The organism is Amycolatopsis suaedae (genome assembly GCF_004214935.1).
In the GTDB taxonomy this organism is placed as follows: domain Bacteria; phylum Actinomycetota; class Actinomycetes; order Mycobacteriales; family Pseudonocardiaceae; genus Amycolatopsis; species Amycolatopsis suaedae.
This window is the reverse complement of record NZ_SFCC01000004.1, coordinates 140,374-161,773: the sequence shown is the minus strand read 5'-3', so window position 1 is coordinate 161,773 and position 21,400 is coordinate 140,374. Positions and strand designations below refer to the sequence as shown.

Sequence of the window (21,400 nt, the reverse complement as noted above, 5' to 3'; positions counted from 1 at the left end):
GGGCGAGCTTATCGGTCCATGTCGAGGTTCTGACGGCTGTCTTCCACGCTCTGCCCGCCGCCGCGCTGGGAGTTCTCGTCCATCTTGTCGAAGTCCTCGCCGTAGTCGACGGCCTTGGCGGCCAGGTCGACGACGGCCTTGCCGCCGTAGGCCGACCCCTTGGCGACGTCGGCCGGGTTGACGCCGGTCACGCTCTTGAGGACCTGGTTGGGTACGCCCTTCGCGGTCTCCAGCAGGACGTCGCCGGTGGTGCCGAGCCGCGTGCCGGTGCCCTTGGCGAACGCGCCGACGATGGCCTTCTCCTGACCCGGCAGCATGCCGACCTTGCCGGCCTTTGTCAGCTTCGCGCCCTGCTTCACCAGGTCGTCGGTCCACTTGATCATGAAGTTCATGAACTTGTCGAGCAGCTTGCCGAGCTTGCCCATGTGCTTGGTGATCTTGCTCAGCGCGCTGGCCGCCTTGGCGATCGACGCCGTCATCGCGGCGGCGACCGACGAGCCGAGGCTCACCACCGACGCGGCCAGCGCCGGCAGCCAGATGTAGATCATCCAGGTGACCAGCTCGGAGATGATCGCCTTGATCACCTCTTCGATGACCGTCATGGCCATCGACCACATCTGGAGCGTCTCCGCGACCGCGCCGGCGCTGGACCCGATGCCCTGGATTCCGGTGGCGAAGTCGGCGAGGGCCTTGCGCGCGGCGTCCCCGCCACCGCCCTCCCAGTCCTTCAGCGCCTCGTCGCCGGTCTTGACGAAGTCCTCGGCGAGGGTGACGAAGCCCTTCCCGATCTCGGTGAAGTTGCCTGCCGCGTTCTTCAGTGAGGGGCCGTCGCCGGTGACGAAGTGCAGCGCGTCCTCCAGCGGCTCGACCAGTTCGAGCAGCATGTTCAGGCCGTTGCTGACCAGCCAGCCGACCGGGTCCAGGACAAAGCTGGCCATGTCGGCGCCCGCCGAGGCGACGAAGCTGGCGCCGTCGGTGACGAGCTGGGCGCTGGCGTTGGCGACGTCGCCGCCGTCCTTCGCCTCGCTGAACTTCTTGAAGTTGTCGGTGATCGTCGTGTAGCCCTTGCCGATCACCGGAGCCTTCTTGAGGGCGTCCAGGCTCTCGTCGTGTGCGGTGTGCTTGACGCCGGCCGCGATGCTGGCTTTCTCCTCGGTCATGGCCGTCCCCCTGCTCAGCGCGGTCCGTCGATCGTGGCTTCGTATTTGCCGAAGACCATCTTGGCGTCGTCGTCGAAGCCCTTGTAGATGGACGCGGCCTTGTTGAGCTTGTCGGAGAAGGCGTCGACGCCGGTCTTCATCAGCCCGAGCAGCTCGCGCAGTTCGGCGAGCTTGCCGGTGTAGGTGTCCTTGACCGCCAGTCCGATGAGGCCCCACGACTCGTTGGTGACGTCGGCCTTGTCGACCAGCGCGCCGAACTTGTCGGCCTCCGTCTTGTAGTAGCCGAGGTCGGTCGCGTACTTCGTCAGTGCCTCGACGTTGACCTTGTGACCGTCGCCGGTGGTAGTCATCGGTGGTCCTCTTCGTTGTCGAACAAGTTCTTGAGGAACTGGTCACCGGCCGAGCTGGTGCTCGGCGCCTGCGTGCCGCCGGTAGCCGGTTCGTCCGCCCTTCGCAGCACCGTCTCCTCGCTGAAGTCGCCGTCGTCGCGGGTGGGCTTGGCGCTCGGTGGAGACTCCTCCGAGATCTTCGACTTCAGATCGGCCGCCGTGGTTCCCAGCGCTTCCGCCTGCGCCTCGAAGACCTGGTCTTTCAGGTTGAGGTTGAACGCGGCGCCCATGTGCGCGTCGACGATCCCGGCCTGCTGCTGGGCGGCGTCGGCGACCGCCCGGTGCAGGGTGGCGAGGATGGTCGCGGCCAGTTGCTGCGGCTGCTGCCGCATGGCGTCCGCGGTGAGCTGGATGTCCCGGACCGAGCCGCCCGGTCCGGCGACGACCGTTACCGAACGGTCCGGTGACACGGCCTGTGCCTCCAGGGTGGTCAGCTCGCTCTGCATCTCCCCGACGGTCGAGAACTGCGTCTGCGCCTGCTCGATCTTCGACTGGAACTTCTCGAACTCCGCGAGGAGACGGTCCATCTCTGCCGACACGGCGGACCCCTAACTTTGCTGGCTGCGCGTCTTCTGTGTGCGAAGTATGCAACCTCTGTCACTCCCGCGCTCCGAAGTCGCCGATCCGGGGTACCGCCCGGAGCGGCTTTAGCGGGCTAAAGACGGTTCCCGGGGCTTGACTGACGGCAGTCGGAGCCTAATACTCGGAACCAAGCGATTGGAGACGAGTTATGACTGCACGGCGTGCCGTGTCGAATCCGCTGGGACTGGCGGTGCTGGGGTTGTTGATGGAGAGTCCGGCGCACCCGCATGCGCTTGCGGCAACGCTGCGTGAGCGGGGGATGGACGCGGCGTTCAAGGTGACCACCGGCTCGCTGTACGACGTCGTGCGGGCACTGGAGCGGGCAGGCTGGATCGCGGCACGGGAGACGGTGCGGGTCGGCGCCCGTCCCGAGCGGACGATCTACGAGCACACCCCGGAGGGCACCGCGGAGTTCGTGCGCTGGGTCGACGAGCTGCTCCGCGTCCCGGCGGCCGACTATCCGAAGTTCCTCTCCGCCGTGAGCTACCTCGGTGCGCTCGGCCCGGACGGGGCGGTGGAGGCGTTGAGCGAACGGGCCGGCCGCCTGCGTGAGCAGCTCGAGGAGGCCACTCGCGAACACCGGCGGGTGCTGGACTCCGGCGAGGTGCCCCGGCTGTTCGTGATCGAGGTCGAGTACGCCGTCCGCATGCTGGAGGCGGAGCTCGGCTGGGTCGAGGACATCATCGAGGACATCGGGGACGGGAAGCTCGCGTGGCCGGCGGCCGCACCCGCCTGGGTGAGCGCGGGATGAGCGTCCTGGTCGCCGGTGCCGGACCGGCCGGACTGCTGGTGGCGGCGGAACTCGCGCTGGCGGGCGTCGGCGTGCGGGTGGTGGACCGGCTGCCTGCCCGGTCGGCGTTCTGCCGGGGGTTCACGCTCAACGCCCGCAGCCTGGAGCTGCTGGACCGGCGCGGCCTCGCCGGGCGCTTCCTCGCCGAGGGGCCGACCGTCCCGTTCACGATGTTCGCCGACCCGAGCCGCCCACTCGACCTCACCACGCTCGCCAGCGATCACCCGTACGTGCTCGGCATCCCGCAGACCCGCACCGAGGAACTTCTCGAACAGTGGCTGGCCGAACTCGGGGTGCCGGTGGAGTGGGGTCACGAGGTCGTCGGCCTGCGTGCCGGCGACACCGGGGTCGACGTGACGCTGGCGCCCGGCGGCACGGTGCGGGCCGACTACCTGGTCGGCTGCGACGGCAGCCGCAGCACGGTGCGCAAGCTGGCCGGCATCGGGTTTCCCGGAACCGACGCGACCCGGTTCGGCCTGCTCGCCGACGTCGAACTCGCCGACCCGGAAGCGCTGCCGTTCGGGATGACGACGGGGGTGGACGGCACCGTGTTCGCCATCCCGCGTCCCGGCTACCTGCGAGTGGTGATCGACGAGCCGCACCCGCCGGAGGACCGGGACACCCCGGTCACGCTCGACTACTTCCAGCGGCAGCTGGACCGCGTCCTCGGGTACCGGGTCGAGCTGCGGGCGCCGCGGTGGCTCAGCCGGTTCTCCGACGCCGCACGTCAGGCGGACCGCTACGTCGCCGGCCGGGTGATGCTGGCGGGAGACGCGGCCCACGTCCATCCGCCGGCGGGTGCGGTCGGCGTCAACGTGGCCCTCGCCGATGCGATGAACCTCGGGTGGAAGCTGGCCGCGACCGTTCGCGGTCACGCACCGGCCGGGCTGCTCGGCACCTACGACGACGAACGCCGTTCGTCCGGCGCTGTCGTGCTTCGGACCACCCGCGCGCAGTCGGTCCTCGGCGACCCAGACCCGCGACTGGATCCGGTCCGCGAACTGCTGGCCGAACTGGCCGCGTTACCGCAGGTCAACGACTACCTGGTGGAGCTGGTGACGGGCGTCGGGACACGGTACGACATGGGTGTGCCGGGCGAGCATCCCTGGCTCGGCAGGCTTGTCCCCGACCTGGGGCTCGTCGTCGACGGGGAGCCGACCAGCCTGGCGCGCCTGCTGCGGCCGGGCCGTCCGGTGCTGCTGTGGTTCGCCGAGCGGCCGCCGCGGGTCCCCGGGACCGTCGTGCTGTGCCGTGCCGAATGTCCCGTTCACCCCGGAATCGAGGGCATCCTGGTCCGTCCGGACGGCTTCGCGGCGTGGATCTCCACGGCCGCCGACCCACAGCCGCAGTCGACCCTGGACGCCGCTCTGGCCACCTGGTGCGCCCCGCCGCCGTCTTTAGCGGGCTAAAGACGGCGCCGGGGCGCGGAGAGGTCCCCCGACGAACCTCCCCGCGCCCCGGCCGAGGCGTCTTTAGCGTGCTAAAGCCGCCGCCGGCTGGCCACGATGGCCGCTCGGCCGACCGCGATCACCAGGACGACGGCCGGGAGGCCGTAGCTGATCAGCGGGTTGCCGGTCACCAGGAACTGCAGCAGCACCGTCAGAACCACCAGGGCGGGCAGGTCGACGGCGAGCTGCCCGCCGACGGTCTTGGCCAGCTTGGTCCCCAGCAGGACGGACATCCGGTCATCGGACGACATGTCGGTTTCCTCTCTCACGGACGGGGTTCCCAGCGGAAGAAGCCCGCGATCACCAACCCGAACACCACGGCCCACAGCGCCGTGGACGCCAGCCCGAGGCTCACCCCGGGCAACTGGTCGAACGCGGCCCCCGCCGCGGCTCCCGACCAGCCCTTCACCACCAGGTCGCCCGCGCCGATCAGCGGCATGACCGACGCGCCCAGCGCCACCGCCTCGTTGGCGACGTCCTGCAGGAACAGCCCGGTCATCACCAGGATCACCACCGGGAACGACGTGATGTGCGTGGCTTCGACGCTCTTGCTCAGCGCCGCCGTCGCCATTCCCGCGGCGAGCGCGGTGAACACCCCGAGCACCACACCGAGCAGCACGAGCAGTGGGTTCTCCGGCATCGGCGCACCGATCGCCACACAGAACCCGAAGTACAGCAGCAGCTGGCCCAGGCCGAGCACGACCATGGGAGCGGTGATCCCGGCGATCACCCCGGCGTCGCTCAGCTCGCTGGTCCGCAACCGCTTGAGCACCAGCGACTGCCTGCGCCCGGTGAACACCATCATGCTGGTCATGAACACCGACAACAGGAGCAGCAGGACGAACCGCGACCCCAGCAGCGGCCCCCAGCGCTCCGGCGGGTTGTCCCGGTCGCTGAACCAGCTCAGCACACACAGCCCGACCGGGGCCACCAGCGCCGAGAACAACGTGATCTTGCCGCGGAACAGGAGCTTGGTCTCGGCCAGCCCGAGCCGCAGCGGGCGCGCCATCACTGTCATCGGTCCGCTCCGATCGCCAGGAAGATCTCGTGCAACGACGCCTGCGACGCGGTCAGACCGCCCAGCCGGACCCCCGCCGACTCGGCCCAGCGCAGCAGGTCGGACAGGTCCGACTGCAGTTCGACGGTCTGCACCAGCACGTCCGTGCCCCCGGTCACCGACACCGAACCCCGCAGCGGCGGCAGCGACCCCGCGAGCTCGGCGGGAACCCGGGCGGTGATCCGCGCCGGATGCGCGCCCAGCACCTCGTCCAGCGTTCCCGCCACGGAAATCGCACCCTCGTGCATGATCGCCACCCGGTCGGCCAGCGCCTCCGCTTCCTCCAGGTAGTGCGTGGTGAGCAGGATCGTGCGGCCGGCGTCGCGCAGGCCGGCGATGACCTTCCACATCCGCTGCCGCGACTCCGGGTCCAGCCCGGTGGTCGGCTCGTCGAGAATCACCACCTCGGGACGTCCCCAGGTCGCCAGCGCGAAGTCCAGCCGCCGCCGCTCCCCGCCGGACAGCTTCTCCACCGCCACCCCGGCCCGGTGGCTCAGCTCGACGCGGTCCAGCACGTCGTCGACGTCGTCGCGCCTGCTGCTCAGCCCCGCCCACAGCCGCACCGTCTCGGCGACGGTCAGCTCCGCGACCAGCCCGGCTTCCTGCAGCATCACCCCCACCCGCGGCTTGACGGCCGTCCGCGACCGGAACGGGTCGTGCCCCAGCACGCTGACGCTGCCCCCGTCAGGCCTGCGAAAGCCCTGCACCATCTCCAGTGTCGTGGTCTTGCCGGCCCCGTTGGTGCCCAGCAACGCCAGGATCTCCCCGGAGCGCACCGTGAAATCCACCCCGCTGACGGCGGCGAACTCCCCGTAGGAGTACCGCAGCCCGCGGACTTCTATCGCTGTCATGCCGACCACGATCGTCCACACGCGACCCCCGGCAGCAGTCCCCGCTGTCACCGCCTCGCCTGACACCCCTACGCGAACGGCATGACACCTGTCATGCGCTGTTACGTTCGACCCGTGCGCAACGTGATCCAGCAGTTCCGGCCGCGCGAGCGCGACGCCGTCGAATCACTGCGCCGCTACGGCCTGTTCGGCACGGTCAGCGCCGTCGGCACGGCCGCGGTGGCGCTGCCGATCGCCGTGCTGGCCGAGGAAGGGCAGCCGCTGCGGGCCGCCCTGCTGATCGTCGGGTGCCTCGTGGTGTCCGTCCTGCACCTGCGCTGGATCCTGGTCGCCTTCCGGGACGGCGGACTGCCCGGGCCGGTGTGGTCATCGGTGGCGTGTGGCGTGATCGCCGTCGTCACCCTGCTGATCGCGCCGGGTTTCGCGGTCAGCAGCGTGGTCTGCGCCCTGCTCGCCGGAATGGCCGGGACCGAGCTGCTGTTCAGCAGGCTCCGCTGGGCGAGCTGGTGGGTGATCCTGGCCTGGTCGGCGTTCGTGGGGTTCCTGGTGTGGCTGCGGCCGCCCGACCGCGCCGACACCGACGCCGAGGTGCTGACCGTCGCTGCGGCCGCCGCGGCGGTGGCCGTCTTCGTGACGTTCGCCGAGTTCCTCACGCTGCGCCAGTGGGTGCTGGCGATGGAGCTGGAGACGGCGCGGCGCGAGGCCGACGAACTGGCCACCACCAGGGAACGGCTCCGCCTCGCCGAGGACCTGCACGACATCCTCGGCCACGCACTCGAGGTGGTCTCCCTCAAGAGCGAGCTGGCCAGCCGCCTGTCCGAGACCGACCCGGAACGGTCCCGCGCGGAGCTGACCGAGGTCCAGCGGCTGGCCCGGGGAGCCCTGCACGACGTCCGCGCGCTGGTGCAGGGCAGGCAGTCCACCGAACTGCCCGCCGAACTCACGGCCGCCCGCTCACTGCTGGGCTCCGCCGGCATCGAGTGCGAGTTCGACGCCGACACCAGCATGCTCGACCCGGCCGCGAGCGAACTGTTCGGGCGCGTGCTGCGGGAGGCGGTCACCAACCTGCTCCGGCACTCCGCCGCCACCCGCTGCGAGGTGACGCTGCGGTTCGCCCCGGAGACGGTCCGGCTGACCGTCGTCAACGACGGCGCCGCACCGATGCGCGACTCCGACGGCACCGGGCTGCGCGGCCTGGCCAGGCGGGTCACCGACGCCGGCGGAACGTTCGACGCCGGCGGCACCGGCGGCCGGTTCACCGTCGACGCCGAACTGCCGAGGAGGTTGCGGTGATCCGGGTGGTGCTGGCCGACGACGAGCAGCTGACCAGGCAGGCCGTCGAATCCCTGCTGAACCTTGAGCCGGACCTGGACGTCGTGGCCGGGGTGTCCGACGGCGCCGCCGCGCTCGCCGCACTGGCCGAGCATCGCCCGGACGTCCTGGTGGTCGACCACGAGATGCCCGTACTGGACGGGCTCGCCGTGCTGACCCGGATGCGGGCCGAGCACCCTGGCGTGCGGACGGTGATGCTCACCCGGCATGCCCGGCCCGGCGTGCTGCGGCAGGCGTTGTCGTTGGGCGCCAAGGGATTCCTGGCCAAGACGGCGCCGGCGTCACTGCTGGCCGACGTGGTGCGGCGGGTGCACTCCGGCCTGCGTTACGTCGATCCCGACTTCGCGGCGGACGCGCTGGCCGAGGTCGCCTGCCCGCTCACCGAGCGGGAACTGGACGTGCTGCGGCTGGTCGACGACACCATCACCGCGACCGAGATCGCGCGGAAACTGCACCTGTCCGCCGGGACCGTGCGCAACTACGTCTCCTCGGCGATGACCAAGCTCGACGCCCGCAGCCGCGGCGAGGCCGCACGGCTGGCCCGCGACCACGGCTGGATCTAACGCAGCGACCGCCGCGACACCGGGAAGTCGAAATAGGTGTCCGGGAACGGCTCGTCGTTCAGCGTGAAGTGCCACCACTCCTCGGGCAGGTTACCGAAACCGGCCTCGGCCAGGACGGTCTTCAGCAGCTGCCGGTGTTCCCGCGCCGCGCCGGTGACGCGGGGGTCGTCGGTGTGCGAAAGCGTGTCGAAGCAGTCGTAGCCGGTCGCCATGTCGACGGTGTTGTCCGGGAACCGCACGGGTGCGTAGCAGTTCTTCAGCGGTTCGCCGGGAAAGTACGGCCGCTGCCAGCGCGGCGGCAGCCGCACCAGGGTGACGTCAAGCGTGCTTCCCCTGCTGTGGCCGGACTTCTCCGCGATGTAGCCGTCGGCGAACAGCCGTGTCTTGTCCACCCTCGGGTAGAACTCCGTCTTCATCTTCTGGTCGCCGAGGTCGCGTGCCCACTCGACGAAGTGGTCGACCGCGCGCTGCGGGCGGAAACAGTCGTAGACCTTCAGCGTGTAGCCCATCCGCAGGACCTTGCGCTGCGCGGCCCGCAGGGCCTTCGCCGCGGGTTTGGTGAGCAGGCACAGCGGCTGGACGTAGCCGCGGATCGGCGTGCCGACGAAGTTGTGGCTTGTCGTGTAGCGGATGTCGTGCAGGATCGTCGGATCCACGTCGCGCAGCGCGACGAACTCCCTCGGGGCGGCCGAGGCGGTCGCGGTCATCGTGCCGGCGGCGAGCAGGGTCGCCAGCAACACGGTGGCGAGGCGTCGAACCAATGTCAGCACGTCGGAAAATTACCACTATCGTGTCGGGTCTGTCCCACACCGTGATCTCACGTTGACCTGACACCGGCGTGGGCGACACGATTTTCCCCATGTCTCCCCACGTCGCCCTGGTGGCGCGACGACACGTCGATCTGCGCCGGCAGGCCAGCGCGCTCTGTCCGGCCCGCTGAGGCCGGTTCTTCTCACCCGTTGAAACACGGTGGTTTCACCGTGCCCTTTTCTTTCCTGCGAACAGGGAGTAATTCATGCTGCCCAATTCGCCACGCTGGCGAAAACTGACGGTGGGCGCGGCCGCGACGGTGCTCGCCGTCGGAGCCGTGACCTACACCGGATCCAGTACCAGTGCCTACGCCGACGTCGAGGTGGTCACCGACGCGCGGACGGCGTCCGACGGCAAGCAGTACTGGGTGCGTAATCACCTCGTCCCCACCGCCAAGAATTCCGGACAGCGCAAGGAATGGCTGCTGGTCTGGGCCGGTGACGAGAACATCGCCGACACGCTCGTCAAGGACGTGAAGAACCTCCCCGGCACGATCGGCGGGGGACTCGGCAAGATCCGCAACGCCCTGCCCGGCCCGGACTTCCTCGCCGTCATCGACGCGACGAAGGGCTCGCCGGACTACGGCAAGGTCGTCAACACCGCGACCGTCGGCCCGCTGGTGGAGAACGAGCCGCACCACATGCAGTACGTGTGGCACAAGGGCGACACCATCTACGCCGGTGCGTTGTTCGCCGCCGCGACCTACACGTTCGACGTGGCGGCACTGCCGCAGCTCAAGCTCAAGGGCGTCAGCCTGCCCACCAACACCCTGGGCGGGTCGGTGCCGGACGCCTACTGGACGCTGAAGGACGGCACCGCCTACGGCACCTACATGGGTGGCCCGGTCGTGCCCGGTCCCTATGCCTACGCCAACGGTCAGGTGGCGGTCGGCAATGGCTTCGCGGGCAGTCCGGGTGCGCTGGTCCGGTTCGACCGGACCGGGAAGGTGCTCTCCCAGACGTCCGCGGCGACCCCGCAGGGCGACAACGAGAAGCTGTGCGCCAACCTGCCCAGACTGGGCAAGCCGACCTGCGCCAACCCGCACGGCATCCAGGCCCGCGAGGACCTGAACACCCTGGTCACCAGCGACTACGCCGAGCCACGCAACATCATCCTCGACCCGGTCAAGCAACCTTCGCCCTACCTGCGCAGGCCGACGGTGCGGACGTGGGACATCTCCGACCGGAACAACCCGAAGCTGCGGGCGGTGTCCTACCTGCCGGACGGTCCGCGGGCCGACCCTGCCGACCCACTGCACTCCGAGAGCCGCGCGGTCATGGAGACGACGGTGACCAACCTGCCCGGCCACAAGGGCGCGTTCGCGCAGACCATGCAGGGCGGTGCCGTGTTCTACACGCCGGACATCACCGCCAGGGAACCGCGCTGGGTGCAGGTGTTCGACGACGGCGCGGCCAACAAGGCCATCCACGCCGGAAACGACAGCAACGGCGGCGGGTCCAACGGCGGCTGGATCCAGACCAGCCCCGACGACCGGTTCCTGTACCGGGCCATCACCGGTCGCGGCAAGGGCGCGCTGGGGCCGAACGACCCCGGCTCGACGGGCGGCGTCTACGTGCTCGACATCCGGAAGCTGCTGGCGGCGGGTACGGATTTCAAGTGCCGGATCGACACGTTGCCGGAGTCGCGTAACGGCGGTGCGGAGAGCGACTGCCCGACGGTGGCCGGTGCGGCGCCGATCAACCCGGGACAGCCGGCGGCCGGTCCGCACTGGGGCGCCTACGACAACTTCACGCTCGGGGCGGACGGCTTCTACCACGAGACAGATCAGCCGTCGCGGCTCGCGGTGTCGAACTACTTCGTCGCGCGGTCCGGTTTGGACGGTGACCACAAGGTGAACATGCTGAACCTGGGCAGGGACGGGAAGGTCTCGCTGGACGAGAACTTCCGGGACGAGTTCTCCGGTCAGGTCGGCATCAACTTCAACCGCAGGTCGTGGCCACACGGCGACTTCGGCAACGCCAAGCCGCACTCGGAACTGTTCGTCGTCGCCGACGCGGACGTGAAGTAACCCATGGATCACGGCACTCATTCCAGCCTCGGGCCCGCCGGAGCCGACCTCGTCGTCGTGCTGGTCCGGCTGGCGCTGCTGCTGACCGCGGCGGCGGTGGCGGGAACCGGGCTGCTGCGCCCGGTGGCCGGTGACGTGGGCAGTACGGCCCGGCTGACCGGGGCAGGCCTCGCCGGGATCTCGGCGGTGCTCGCGCTGCTGTCGATCACGGCGTGGGACGTCAACCCGGTCGCCGGTGCGGGCCACGCCGTGCTGGTGATCGCGGTCGCCGTCGCCGTCTGGCTGCCGGGTGCCCACCGGGCCGCCCGCTGGCTGGCGGTGCCGCTGATCCTGTTGCTGGTGGTGGAAACCGCGGCTGGCCGGTCCGGTGTGGACTTCGCCGTCGACACCGTGTACGTGGCCGCCGCGGCCACCTGGTTCGGTGCGGTGATCCTGCCGCGGCGCTGGGAGTCGGCGACGCTGCGGCCGGGTCCGCTGGCCATCACCCTGGCCGGTCTGCTGGTGGTCGCCGGGGTGGTGCGGCTGGTCGCGTCCGGGGTCGGATTCGACCGGCGGCTGTACGACAGCGCGTTCGGCCTGGTGCTGACGGCGTCGGTCGTGCTGCCGATCGTGGTGCTGGTGCTGACGATCCGGGGTCTGGGATACCAGACTGGCGGAATCGTTGTGGCAGCGGCGTTTCTGGCGTGGACCGCGCTCGCCGCCGTGCCGGTGCCCGGTCCGCTGCCGGAACCCGGGGTCCCGGTGCTGGCCGAGGCGGCCGGAGTGCCGGTGCTGATCAGTCCGCACCGGCCGGGCACCAACCTCGTGCACCTGCCCGCGGCGGCGGGACAGGACGCCGAGGTCTCGGTCGGGGACGGGCCGGCGCGCCGGGCCGTCCCGCGGCTGGGTGCCGAGGGGACCTGGGCGGAGGTCGAGCTGCCCGAGGGGCGTGGTGAGCTGACGGTGCGCTCCGGCGGGCGAAACGGCACCGTCGACGTCGACACCGGCAGCGGTACCGGCCCGGCTTCGGCGTCCGGTGTGGACGGTCCGGAGTGTGCTTCCGCCGCGCTGGGCGCACTCGTCGCGGAACGCCGGGAGGTACTTGGCGCCTGCCCGGCGGACGCACTGTCCGATGAGGACGCCGACGCGCTGCGGCAGCTGGTCGGGTTCCTCGACGAGCGCGGGGTGGCCGGTGTCGCGGTCGCCGCCGACGCCTCGCCGAGGGGCACCCGGGCGGCAGAGGTGGTCAGGGACGCGGCCGCGGCACACGGGCTGCGTGCCGACAGCGGGCCCGGTGCGGACAACGCGCTGGTCGCCGTCGGCGGCTGGGCCGCGGCGCAGACCGCGCTGACCGAGGCCGCGGACGTGCAGCGGGACAGCGCGTCCTACCCGTTCGGCCTGTACCTCGCACCGTGGCTGCTGCACGGGCCGGTGGTCAACTCGGTCACCAGCTCCGCGGTGCCGCTGCGGTTCGACCCGAGGGAACAGCTGGCGGTCACCTACGCGGTGGCCGTCGGCAACGCCTTCGGTGAGGAGAGCCCGACGCCTGCCGGGTTCCACACCTGGCTGGGGCCGCAACGTCATGCGGCGTCCGGCCCGGTGCGGGTGTTCGCCGCCGCCCAGGTGACCGCCATGCCGATGGGCCCGGACGAGGTGCACGTACCGGGCATGCCGATGAACACCGAGCTCGCGGGGCAGTGGGTTCCGCGCGCCACGGTGGTGCCGGTGTCGGCGCCACTGCCTGTCCCGCGACGAGTGGAAGGGAGGTGAGAGATGAAACGGATGTCCGCCCGTGTGCTGGTCGCCGGTGCGGCGCTGGCCGTGCTGTCGCTGGTGACCGGAGGGGTCGCCGGAGCCGCCGAGACGCCGGTCTGGGTACTGCCCGGCGTCGACCTCGGCGGGCTGCTCGGGCCGGTGGCCGGTCTGCCCGCCGACGCGCTGGCGCCGGTCTACGGCTTGCTGACCCTGTTGGGTGCCTAGTGAAAGGCGAGAACTGATGCGGAAGAACCTCGTGCGCGTGGCAGCCGTCGCCGCGTTCACCGGGGCCGTGCTGGCCGGCGGGGTCGCCCCGGCGCTGGCCGACCCGGTGATCGTCGACGAGCCCGACACCAGCGAGCTGAACAACATCTGGACGTTCGATCCGCTCGGCGTTCCGGTGCTCGGCCTGATCCAGTCCGTCGTCCAGGCCCCGGGGAGGTTGTTGCCCAGCTGATTCGCGTATTCGTGGTGGAGACAGGTGGGGCCACCGTCGTAGCGGCGGTGGCCCTCACTCCGGCCGGTTGTCCTCCCCGGCGGGACGCAGCCCGCGCAGGCTGCCCGGTGGCATCGCGCGGTCGCCGGTGTGCTCGTCGACCAGCTCGGCCTGCCGGCGGACCGACTCGGTGGCCGCCTCGTGGACCGTGTTCAGCAGCGTGCCGACCAGCTCGTCGGCCGGCAGGTCGAACGCGTCTCCGGTGAGCTGGATGTCCTTGATCGTCCCGCCCGGGCCGGCGACGACCGTGACCGATTCGTCAGCCGACGTTGCGGTGGCTTCGACCTGGCCCAGCTCGTGGTACAGAGCCGTGGGGCCGGACGGTGGGGCCTTCGGAGTGGTCTTCGCGGAGTCGGCTATCAACTCCTCGTGGTCCCTCGTCACAGCACCCTCCCCTCGTTGGTCACCTGATTGTCGTACAGGAACTCCTCGCTGCCCAGGGCATCTTTCACGTCAGTGCTGCTGTCGGCACGACGTGAGAAAGGCCGTAGGCTCGATCCAATGAGCGCGGCATCCACCAAGGAGCAGCCGATGGTCGAGACCCGGCACCAGACGCAGCTGCTGACCCTGCTCCGGGACGAGGGTCCCATGTCGAGGGTAGAACTCGGCGAACGGCTGGAACTGCCGCGTGCCCGGGTCGCCGCCGAGGTGACCCGGCTGGGCGAACTCGGGCTGGTCGAGGTGGCCGGGCCGTCGGCCAGCAGGGGCGGGCGCCGGTCCACCCTGCTGCGGCTCGCGAGCGACCTGCGGATCCTCGCCGTCGACGTCGGCGCGACGTCGGTGTCGATCGCGGTCACCGACGCGTCCTGCGAGGTGTTCGCGCACACCGTCGAGGACTGCGACGTGCGGCAGGGGCCGCACTCGGTGCTGCACCGGGTGGCCGAGCTGGCGGAGAAGATCCGGCAGCAGGCGCCGGGCCGGTTGCTGGCCGCGGGGATCGGGCTGCCCGGCCCGGTGAGCTTCGCCGAGGGCATGGCCGTGGCGCCGCCGATCATGCCGGGCTGGGACCGGTTCTCCGTGCGGGACCACCTGGGCGGGCTGTGGGGCTGCCCGGTGGCGGTGGACAACGACGTGAACGCCATGGCGCTGGGCGAGCGGCACGCCGGGGTGGCGAAATCGCTGGACGACCTGGTGTTCGTGAAGGTCGGAACCGGTATCGGCTGCGGGATCGTGCTGGGCGGCAAGGTGTACCGGGGCGTGGCCGGAGCGGCGGGTGACATAGGTCACATTCGGCTCGACGACTACGGCCCGACCTGCGCGTGTGGCGAGGTCGGCTGCCTGGAGGCGTACTTCGGTGGCGCCGCGCTGGCCCGCGACGGCCTGACCCTGGCCCGCAGTGGACGGTCGGCGTTCCTCGCCGGGGTGCTGGCCGAGCAGGGGGCGGTGACGGCGCACGACGTCGGCCTCGCCGCCGCGTCCGGCGACTTCGGCGCGGTGAACCTGATCCGCGACGGCGGGCGCAGGCTGGGCCAGGTGGTGGCGTCGCTGGTCAGCTTCATCAACCCGGGCATGGTGGTGATCGGCGGCGGTGTCGCGCAGCTCGGCCACCAGCTGCTCGCCGAGGTGCGCAGTGCCGTGTACCGCCGTTCACTGCCGCTGGCCACCGGCAATCTGCCGATCGTGCTGTCCGAGCTGGGCGAGACCGCCGGCGTCATCGGCGCCGCCTGGTCCGCCGCCGACCGGGCCTTCGCCCTCACCTGAGCAGCCGGGAACCGTCTTTAGCCCACTAAAGCCGAATCCTTGGTCCTCGATCCGCTCGGACGCGGTCGGGCCCTTCAGTCGGCGTCTTCCCTCCTCGCCGTCGGCCGCTGAGCGGCCTTTGGGCTCGTCAGTCCAGACGCCGACGGCCCGACCGGTGCCGGTCGGGTTCGCCGCGCCGTCTTCAGCGGGCTAAAGACGGCGCTTCGTGACCGCAGCTAACTAGTCCGGCGGGTAACGGATCGGCCAACGGGGTCTATACGAAACCGGCAGCGGCGTGCATACTTTCGGTCAACATGAGCGAAAGTTTGGTGCAAACGGGTGCTCTATTTGGGGGTATGACGGGAATGTTCCCGTCAAACCACCTTGACGGGTGACGCGCGCCACCTTACTTTCGCTGCCGAGACAACAAAGTGAGGGCAGAGTGGCCTTAAGTGACAGCGTGCCGATCACTGGCCGGGCCGACCCGGTCAGTCAACGCACCGCCAACCTCGCCGCGCTGCTGCGCGCGCTGCGGTCGGGCCCGCTGTCCCGCACTCAACTCGCCGCCCGGTGCGGCGTCAACAAGGCCACCGTGTCCAGCCTGGTCACCGAACTGAGCGGCCGCGGCCTGGTACGCCCCGCCGGCATGCTCACCGGCGTCTCCGGCCGCCCCAGCCAGCTGGTCGAACTCCGCGGCGAGAGCGCCTACGGCCTCGCGCTCGGCATCGAGGCCGACCGCTTCTCCGCACTGGCCACCGACCTCGCCGGACGCGTCGTCGCCGAGCGCACCGCGGCCGCCGACGTTGTCACCCTCGGCCTGCACCGCGGCATGGACGAACTGGCCGAACTGGCCCACGACCTGCTCGCCGGCATGGAAGCCCCGCCGGCCGGGGTGACCGTCTCCGTCCCCGGCCTCGTCGATTCCGCCGGCGCCCTGCTGCGCTTCGCCCCCACCCTGCGCTGGCGCGACGCCGAGATCGCCGACCTGCTCGCCGCCCGGCTCGGCCTGCCGCTGGCCGCGATCGCCGTCGACAACGAGGCCAACCTCGGCGCGCTGGCCGAGGCACACGCCCGGCCCGGAGTGAGCGACCTGTTCTACCTCAGCGGCGGCATCGGCATCGGCGGCGGCCTGGTCTGCGGCGGCCTGCTACAGCGCGGCGCCCGCGGGTTCGCCGGCGAGGTCGGCCACGTCACCGTCGACCCGCAGGGCGAGCACTGCCCGTGCGGCCGCCTCGGCTGTCTGGAGACCAAGGCGGGCCTGCCCGCGGTGCTGCGCGCCGCCGCCCCGGCCGAGGACCGCCTGCACGACCCCGCGCTCGGCGTCGACGGCCGGGCCCGGCTGCTGCGCGAACGGGTCCGCCAGAACGACCAGCGCGCCGTCGCCGCCGTGCACGAACTCGGCGTCGCGCTCGGCGTCGCACTGTCCACTGTGGTCGACGTCCTCGACCCGGACGTCATCGTGCTCGGCGGCTACCTCGCCGAGCTGGGCGACTGGCTGATCGAACCGGTCCGGCTGGAACTCGGCGCCCGGACGCTGGCCAACCACGCCCGCTGCCGCGTCGAGGCGTCCTCGCTGGGAACGACCGCGGGCCTGCGCGGCGCCGCCCACCAGGCCATCGAGCGGCTGTTCACCGATCCGACCCTGTCCCCCCTGACCGAGGAGGCTCAGGCATGACCCTGCTGTCCGTCCGCGGGATCGTGAAGACGTTCCCCGGCGTGCGTGCGCTCGACGGCGTCGATCTCGACGTCGCACCGGGCGAGGTGCACTGTCTGCTCGGCCAGAACGGTGCGGGCAAGTCGACGCTGATCAAGGTTCTCGCCGGTGCCCACCAGCCCGACGAGGGCACGATCACCTGGAACGGCGAGCAGGTCACGCTGGCCAATCCGGTCGCGGCGCTCAAGCTCGGCATCGCCACGATGTACCAGGAACTGGACCTCGTGCCCGGCCTCTCGGTGGCGGAGAACATTTTCCTCGGCAGGGAGCTGGACCGCTTCGGCTTCACCAAACGTTCCGAGGCACGCGCCCGCGCCGCGGAGCTGATGGCCCGGCTCGGGCACCCGGAGATCCGCCCGGGCACCGAGGTCGGACGGCTGTCCGCGGCCGGCCAGCAGCTGGTGTCGATGGCCAGGGCACTGGCCGACGACGCCCGCCTGATCGTGATGGACGAGCCGACCGCCGCGCTGGCCGGCGAGGAGGTCGACAACCTGTTCCGCATCGTCGGCGAGCTGACCGCCGACGGCGTCGCGGTCGTCTACATCTCCCACCGGCTGGAGGAACTGCGCCGGATCGGGCACGTGGTGACCGTCCTCAAGGACGGCCGGACCGTGGCCGCCGGCCTGCACGCCCAGGACACGCCGACCTCGGAGCTGGTCCAGCTGATGGCGGGAAAGAAGGTCGAGACGGTCTTCGGCCCGCGCCACGACGGGCACGCCGACCGGGCCAACCCGGTCCTCGAGGTCGACGGCCTGACCAGGACCGGCGAGTTCGCCGACGTCGGGTTCACCGTCCACGCGGGCGAGGTCGTCGGCATCGCCGGACTGGTCGGCGCCGGGCGCAGCGAGCTGCTGGAGACGATCTTCGGCGCCCGCAAGGCCGACTCCGGCACGGTCACCGTGAACGGGAAGAAGGTGCGCGGCGGCAGCGTCTCCGCCGCGGTGTCGGCGGGGATCGGCCTGGCGCCGGAGGAACGCAAGAGCCAGGGCCTCGTCCTCGACCTGCCGGTCGCGCACAACGTGTCGCTGGCCAGCCTCACCCGCTACGCCAAGCTCGGGTTCACCGACCGCGGCAGGGAGATGGCCGAGGCCACCGCGAAGCTCAAGGAACTGGACCTGCGGCCCGCCGATCCGCGGCGGATCATCCGCACGCTGTCCGGCGGAAACCAGCAGAAGGCGGTGCTGGCCCGCTGGCTGGTCCGCGGCTGCGAGGTGCTGCTGCTGGACGAACCGACCCGCGGCGTCGACGTCGGCGCGCGGTCGGAGCTGTACCGGCTGATCGACGAACTGGCCCAGAGCGGCGTGGCGATCGTGCTGGTGTCCAGCGAGATCCCCGAGGTGCTCGGCCTGTCCGACCGGGTGCTGGTGCTGCGTGAGGGACAAGTGCTCGCCGACCGGCCGTCCGCCGAACTCACCGAGGCGGACGTGCTGGATGTGATCATGGAGGGAAGTGCGGCGTGACCGAACAGACCGAGGCGGTGCGTGCCGACAGCACGCCACCGGCGCAGACGCCGGAATCCCGGCAGCGCAACGGATCCGGCTTCCGGCCGGACGTGCGCCTGCTCGGCCTCGCCGGGGTGCTGCTCGTGTTGTGCCTGGTGGGGTACTTCACCGCGCCCGAGCAGTTCCTCACCGAGGGCAACCTGTCGACGATCCTGCGCCTGGCCGCGGCGATCGGCGTGGTGTCGGTCGGGATGACGTTCGTCATCATCAGCGGCGGCATCGACCTGTCCGTCGGCTCGATCGTGGCGTTGTCCAGCGTCTGGCTGACGACGCTGGCCACCCAGTCCTACGGCCCGTTCGTGATGGTCCTGTGCGGCCTCGCGGTCGGCGTCGGCTGCGGGCTGATCAACGGAATCCTGGTGGCGTACGGAAAAGTGGTGCCGTTCATCGCCACGCTGGCCATGTACGCCTCGGCGCGCGGCCTGGCCGAGCGCATCAGCGGCCGCAACACGCAGGTGGTCGGCGAGACCGGCTTCCTCGACTTCTTCCGCGGCGACCTGCTCGGCATCCCGGTCCTGATCTGGATGTTCGCGCTGGTGTTCGCGGTCGGCTGGGTGGTGCTCAACCGCACGACGTTCGGCCGCCGCACCTACGCCGTCGGCGGCAACCCCGAGGCGTCGCGGCTGGCAGGCATCAACGTCAAGCGGCACACCGCACTCGTGTACGCGATCGCCGGCCTGTGCTGCGGTATCGCCGCGCTGATGGTCGTCGCCAGGACGACGGCGGGCGCGTCCACCAACGGCATGTTCTACGAGCTCGACGCGATCGCCGCGGTGGTGATCGGCGGGACGCTGCTCACCGGGGGCCGGGGTTCGCTGATCGGAACCCTGATCGGCGTTCTGATCTTCACCGTGCTGTCCAACATCTTCACGCTCAACAACCTGGACACCGACATCCAGAACATCGCCAAGGGCGTGATCATCGTGCTCGCCGTCCTGTTGCAGTTCCGTTCCAAGCGAACCCCCTCCACCACCTAGGAAGGCCCCGCCATGTCCACACAATTCCTCGGCCGCCGCGGTTTCCTGATCGGCGCGGGTGCGCTGGGTGCCGGCGCGCTGGTCGCCGGCTGCACGTCCAACGAGGCCCCGGCCGCGAACAACAACCAGCCGGTGGCGCAGGGCTCGGGCAACAACGCCCAGCCGGGCAACCCGGTCACCATCGGCTTCTCGGCGCCGGCCGCCGACCACGGCTGGATGGCGGCGATGACGAAGAACGCCAAGGCGCAGGCGGAGAAGTTCAGCGAGGTCACCTTCCGCGCCACCGAGGGCACCAACGACGTCAACCAGCAGATCTCGCAGGTGGAGACGCTGATCAACGCCAAGGTCAACGTCCTGGTCATCCTGCCCTTCGACGGCAAGGCGCTGACCGCGGTGGGTCAGCAGGCGATGGACGCGGGCATCCCGGTGATCAACGTGGACCGCGTGTTCGACACCCCGCTGGCCTACCGCACCTGGATCGGCGGCGACAACTACCGCATGGGCGTCAACGCGGCCAACTACATCGCACAGCAGCTGAAGGCGAAGAACGTCACCAACCCGGTGATCGGCGAGGTCGCGGGCATCGACTCGCTGCCGCTGACCCAGGAACGCAGCAAGGGCTTCAAGGACGCGCTGGCCCGGCACGGCTTCACCGTCGGCCCCCGCGTCTCCGCGCAGTTCACCCCGGAGTCCGGCGAGCAGCAGACCGCGAACCTGCTGCAGGGCGCGCCGAAGCTGGACGCGCTGTGGAACCACGACGACGACCAGGGGGTCGGCGTGGTCGCCGCGATCGACAACGCCAACCGCAAAGAGTTCCTGATGGTCGGCGGCGCGGGTTCGAAGAACATGATGAACCTGATCAAGGCCGACGCCAGCCCGATCAAGGCCACGGTTCTCTACAACCCGTCGATGGCGTCCAGCGCCATCGCGCTGGCCCGGCTGCTCGGCCAGAACAAGGGCATCGGTGACCTCGCCGAGCACGAGATCCCCTCGGAGATCACCACCTACTCCGCCGTCGTCACCAAGGAGAACGTCGACCAGTACATGGACGTCGGCTTCGACTCCTGACGGCAGGACGATCAGCGCAACACCACACAGGGAGGGCTCTTCCGTTGAGCACGGCGACTGGGGACACGATCGGGATCGGCATGGTGGGCCACGCGTTCATGGGTGCGGTGCACTCACACGCGTGGCGCAACGTGCACCGCTTCTTCGAGGTGCCGTTGACGCCACGGCTGGCCGTTCTCGGTGGCCGTGACGGCGATCGGGCCAAGGCGGCCGCCGACCGGTACGGCTGGGAAACCGTCGAGACCGACTGGCGTGCGCTGGTCGACCGGGACGACGTCGACCTCGTCGACATCTGCACCCCGGGCGACAGCCACTGCGACATCGCGATCGCCGCGCTGGCCGCGGGCAAGCACGTGCTGTGCGAGAAGCCGCTGGCCAACACGCTGGAGGAGGCCGAGCGCATGGCCGCCGCCGCCCGCGAGGCGGCGGCGGCCGGTGTCCGGTCGATGGTGGCGTTCAACTACCGGCGGGTGCCCGCGCTCGCGCACGCTCGCAAGCTGGTCGCCGAGGGGGTGCTCGGCGAGATCCGCCACGTGCGCGCGGTGTACCTGCAGGACTGGCTGTCCGACGAGCGGGCGCCGATGTCCTGGCGCCTGCGCAAGGAAACCGCGGGCTCCGGTGCGCTGGGCGACCTCGGCGCGCACATCGTCGACGCCGCGCAGTTCGTCACCGGTGACCTGGTGACCGGGGTGTCGGCACTGACCAACACGTTCGTCCACGAACGGCCGGACGGCGGCGGTGGCACCGGCGAGGTGACCGTCGACGACTGCGCGCTGTTCCTCGGCAGGCTGTCCTCCGGCGCGGTCGCCAGCTTCGAGGCCACCCGCTACGCACTGGGCCGCAAGAACGCCATGCGCCTGGAGATCAACGGTTCCCGCGGCAGCCTGGCGTTCGACTTCGAATCGATGAACGAACTGTCCCTCTACGAGGGCACGGACCGGGGGACCGAGGCGGGCTTCCGCCGGATCCTGGTGACCGAGCCGGAGCACCCCTACGTCGCGGCATGGTGGCCGCCCGGTCACCTGCTGGGCTACGAGCACACGTTCACCCACGAGGTCGCCGATCTGCTGACCGCGATCGGCGACGGCACCGATCCCGCCCCGAGCTTCGACGACGGTCTGCGCGTGCAGCGGGTCCTGCACGCCGTGGAGACCAGCGCGGGCGACGGCGGTTCCTGGCACGCGGTGGCCGGCACCACCGACGAGAGGAGGTGACTCC

Annotated in this window: 23 protein-coding genes; 15 read left to right on the top strand and 8 right to left on the bottom strand. The window is 70.7% G+C overall.

The annotated features are described in order from the left end of the window. Positions 1-8: 8 nt before the first annotated feature. From EWH70_RS09220 to EWH70_RS09210, 3 genes are read right to left on the bottom strand one after another with little or no spacing between them, the layout of a single operon-like run. Complete coding sequence (locus EWH70_RS09220; protein WP_130474877.1) at positions 9-1,160, bottom strand: hypothetical protein; 1,152 nt, start codon at positions 1,158-1,160, stop codon at positions 9-11. A 14-nt stretch (positions 1,161-1,174) separates the two neighbouring features. After that, positions 1,175-1,510 (bottom strand): type VII secretion target, encoded by a 336-nt coding sequence (locus EWH70_RS09215; RefSeq protein WP_130474876.1) that lies wholly within the window; start codon positions 1,508-1,510, stop codon positions 1,175-1,177. Beyond that, positions 1,507-2,088: a YbaB/EbfC family nucleoid-associated protein gene (locus EWH70_RS09210; protein WP_130474875.1), complete on the bottom strand. Its 582-nt coding sequence runs from the start codon at positions 2,086-2,088 to the stop codon at positions 1,507-1,509. Before EWH70_RS09210 ends, EWH70_RS09215 begins: the two co-directional genes overlap by 4 nt. 191 nt (positions 2,089-2,279) lie before the next feature. Between EWH70_RS09210 and EWH70_RS09205 the strand changes: the two genes are divergently transcribed. After that, entirely contained in the window at positions 2,280-2,882 is a 603-nt protein-coding gene (locus EWH70_RS09205) for a PadR family transcriptional regulator (protein WP_130474874.1), read from the top strand. Continuing rightward, positions 2,879-4,330 carry an FAD-dependent monooxygenase gene (locus tag EWH70_RS09200; protein WP_130474873.1) on the top strand — a complete coding sequence of 484 codons (1,452 nt, stop codon included), beginning with the start codon at positions 2,879-2,881 and terminating at the stop codon, positions 4,328-4,330. Before EWH70_RS09205 ends, EWH70_RS09200 begins: the two co-directional genes overlap by 4 nt. 71 nt (positions 4,331-4,401) lie before the next feature. Here the strand turns inward: EWH70_RS09200 and EWH70_RS09195 are convergent, their stop codons facing one another. From EWH70_RS09195 to EWH70_RS09185, 3 genes are read right to left on the bottom strand one after another with little or no spacing between them, the layout of a single operon-like run. Then, entirely contained in the window at positions 4,402-4,620 is a 219-nt protein-coding gene (locus tag EWH70_RS09195) for a hypothetical protein (RefSeq protein ID WP_130474872.1), read from the bottom strand. Between the two features lie 14 nt (positions 4,621-4,634). After that, on the bottom strand, positions 4,635-5,387 hold the full coding sequence (locus EWH70_RS09190) for an ABC transporter permease (RefSeq protein ID WP_130474871.1): 753 nt from the start codon (positions 5,385-5,387) through the stop codon (positions 4,635-4,637). Further along, complete coding sequence (locus EWH70_RS09185; protein ID WP_130474870.1) at positions 5,384-6,277, bottom strand: ABC transporter ATP-binding protein; 894 nt, start codon at positions 6,275-6,277, stop codon at positions 5,384-5,386. The genes EWH70_RS09190 and EWH70_RS09185 overlap by 4 nt, the downstream gene beginning before the upstream one ends. A gap of 114 nt (positions 6,278-6,391) precedes the next feature. Here EWH70_RS09185 and EWH70_RS09180 point away from each other — a divergent pair, with 114 nt between their 5' ends. Beyond that, complete coding sequence (locus EWH70_RS09180; protein WP_165436211.1) at positions 6,392-7,570, top strand: sensor histidine kinase; 1,179 nt, start codon at positions 6,392-6,394, stop codon at positions 7,568-7,570. Further along, positions 7,567-8,172, top strand: a complete 606-nt coding sequence (locus tag EWH70_RS09175) for a response regulator transcription factor (protein ID WP_130474868.1) — start codon at positions 7,567-7,569, stop codon at positions 8,170-8,172. The genes EWH70_RS09180 and EWH70_RS09175 overlap by 4 nt, the downstream gene beginning before the upstream one ends. Here the strand turns inward: EWH70_RS09175 and EWH70_RS09170 are convergent. Next, on the bottom strand, positions 8,169-8,879 hold the full coding sequence (locus EWH70_RS09170) for a M15 family metallopeptidase (RefSeq protein WP_130475158.1): 711 nt from the start codon (positions 8,877-8,879) through the stop codon (positions 8,169-8,171). The genes EWH70_RS09175 and EWH70_RS09170 overlap by 4 nt on opposite strands. A 152-nt stretch (positions 8,880-9,031) precedes the next feature. On the opposite strand from EWH70_RS09170, the gene EWH70_RS36695 reads away from it, so the two are divergent. From EWH70_RS36695 to EWH70_RS09150, 5 genes are all read left to right on the top strand, one after another. Beyond that, positions 9,032-9,112, top strand: coding sequence for a putative leader peptide (locus EWH70_RS36695; RefSeq protein ID WP_420809046.1), 81 nt, complete (start codon positions 9,032-9,034; stop codon positions 9,110-9,112). 75 nt (positions 9,113-9,187) lie between these two features. Beyond that, the gene (locus EWH70_RS09165; protein WP_130474867.1) at positions 9,188-11,011 is read left to right on the top strand and encodes a hypothetical protein; all 1,824 of its coding nucleotides are present in this window, start codon (positions 9,188-9,190) and stop codon (positions 11,009-11,011) included. 3 nt (positions 11,012-11,014) lie between these two features. Continuing rightward, on the top strand, positions 11,015-12,760 hold the full coding sequence (locus EWH70_RS09160) for a hypothetical protein (RefSeq protein ID WP_130474866.1): 1,746 nt from the start codon (positions 11,015-11,017) through the stop codon (positions 12,758-12,760). Between the two features lie 3 nt (positions 12,761-12,763). Continuing rightward, positions 12,764-12,970 (top strand): hypothetical protein, encoded by a 207-nt coding sequence (locus tag EWH70_RS09155; protein WP_130474865.1) that lies wholly within the window; start codon positions 12,764-12,766, stop codon positions 12,968-12,970. Positions 12,971-12,986: 16 nt separating this feature from the next. Next, complete coding sequence (locus tag EWH70_RS09150) at positions 12,987-13,202, top strand: hypothetical protein (protein ID WP_130474864.1); 216 nt, start codon at positions 12,987-12,989, stop codon at positions 13,200-13,202. Positions 13,203-13,256: 54 nt separating this feature from the next. Here the strand turns inward: EWH70_RS09150 and EWH70_RS09145 are convergent, their stop codons facing one another. Beyond that, positions 13,257-13,625: a YbaB/EbfC family nucleoid-associated protein gene (locus EWH70_RS09145; RefSeq protein ID WP_130474863.1), complete on the bottom strand. Its 369-nt coding sequence runs from the start codon at positions 13,623-13,625 to the stop codon at positions 13,257-13,259. Positions 13,626-13,742: 117 nt separating this feature from the next. Here EWH70_RS09145 and EWH70_RS09140 point away from each other — a divergent pair, with 117 nt between their 5' ends. The 6 genes from EWH70_RS09140 (at position 13,743) to EWH70_RS09115 (ending at position 21,396) form a co-directional block, all read left to right on the top strand. Then, positions 13,743-14,942, top strand: coding sequence for an ROK family transcriptional regulator (locus EWH70_RS09140; RefSeq protein WP_130474862.1), 1,200 nt, complete (start codon positions 13,743-13,745; stop codon positions 14,940-14,942). A 439-nt stretch (positions 14,943-15,381) separates the two neighbouring features. Next, positions 15,382-16,596: an ROK family protein gene (locus EWH70_RS09135; protein ID WP_130474861.1), complete on the top strand. Its 1,215-nt coding sequence runs from the start codon at positions 15,382-15,384 to the stop codon at positions 16,594-16,596. After that, a complete protein-coding gene (locus tag EWH70_RS09130) occupies positions 16,593-18,095 on the top strand; it encodes a sugar ABC transporter ATP-binding protein (protein WP_130474860.1) in 1,503 nt (500 codons plus the stop codon). Before EWH70_RS09135 ends, EWH70_RS09130 begins: the two co-directional genes overlap by 4 nt. Next, positions 18,092-19,114 carry an ABC transporter permease gene (locus tag EWH70_RS09125; protein ID WP_130474859.1) on the top strand — a complete coding sequence of 341 codons (1,023 nt, stop codon included), beginning with the start codon at positions 18,092-18,094 and terminating at the stop codon, positions 19,112-19,114. Before EWH70_RS09130 ends, EWH70_RS09125 begins: the two co-directional genes overlap by 4 nt. Positions 19,115-19,126: 12 nt before the next feature. Next, positions 19,127-20,182, top strand: a complete 1,056-nt coding sequence (locus EWH70_RS09120; RefSeq protein WP_130474858.1) for a substrate-binding domain-containing protein — start codon at positions 19,127-19,129, stop codon at positions 20,180-20,182. A 44-nt stretch (positions 20,183-20,226) separates the two neighbouring features. Next, complete coding sequence (locus EWH70_RS09115) at positions 20,227-21,396, top strand: Gfo/Idh/MocA family protein (protein ID WP_240686887.1); 1,170 nt, start codon at positions 20,227-20,229, stop codon at positions 21,394-21,396. Positions 21,397-21,400 lie beyond the last annotated feature (4 nt).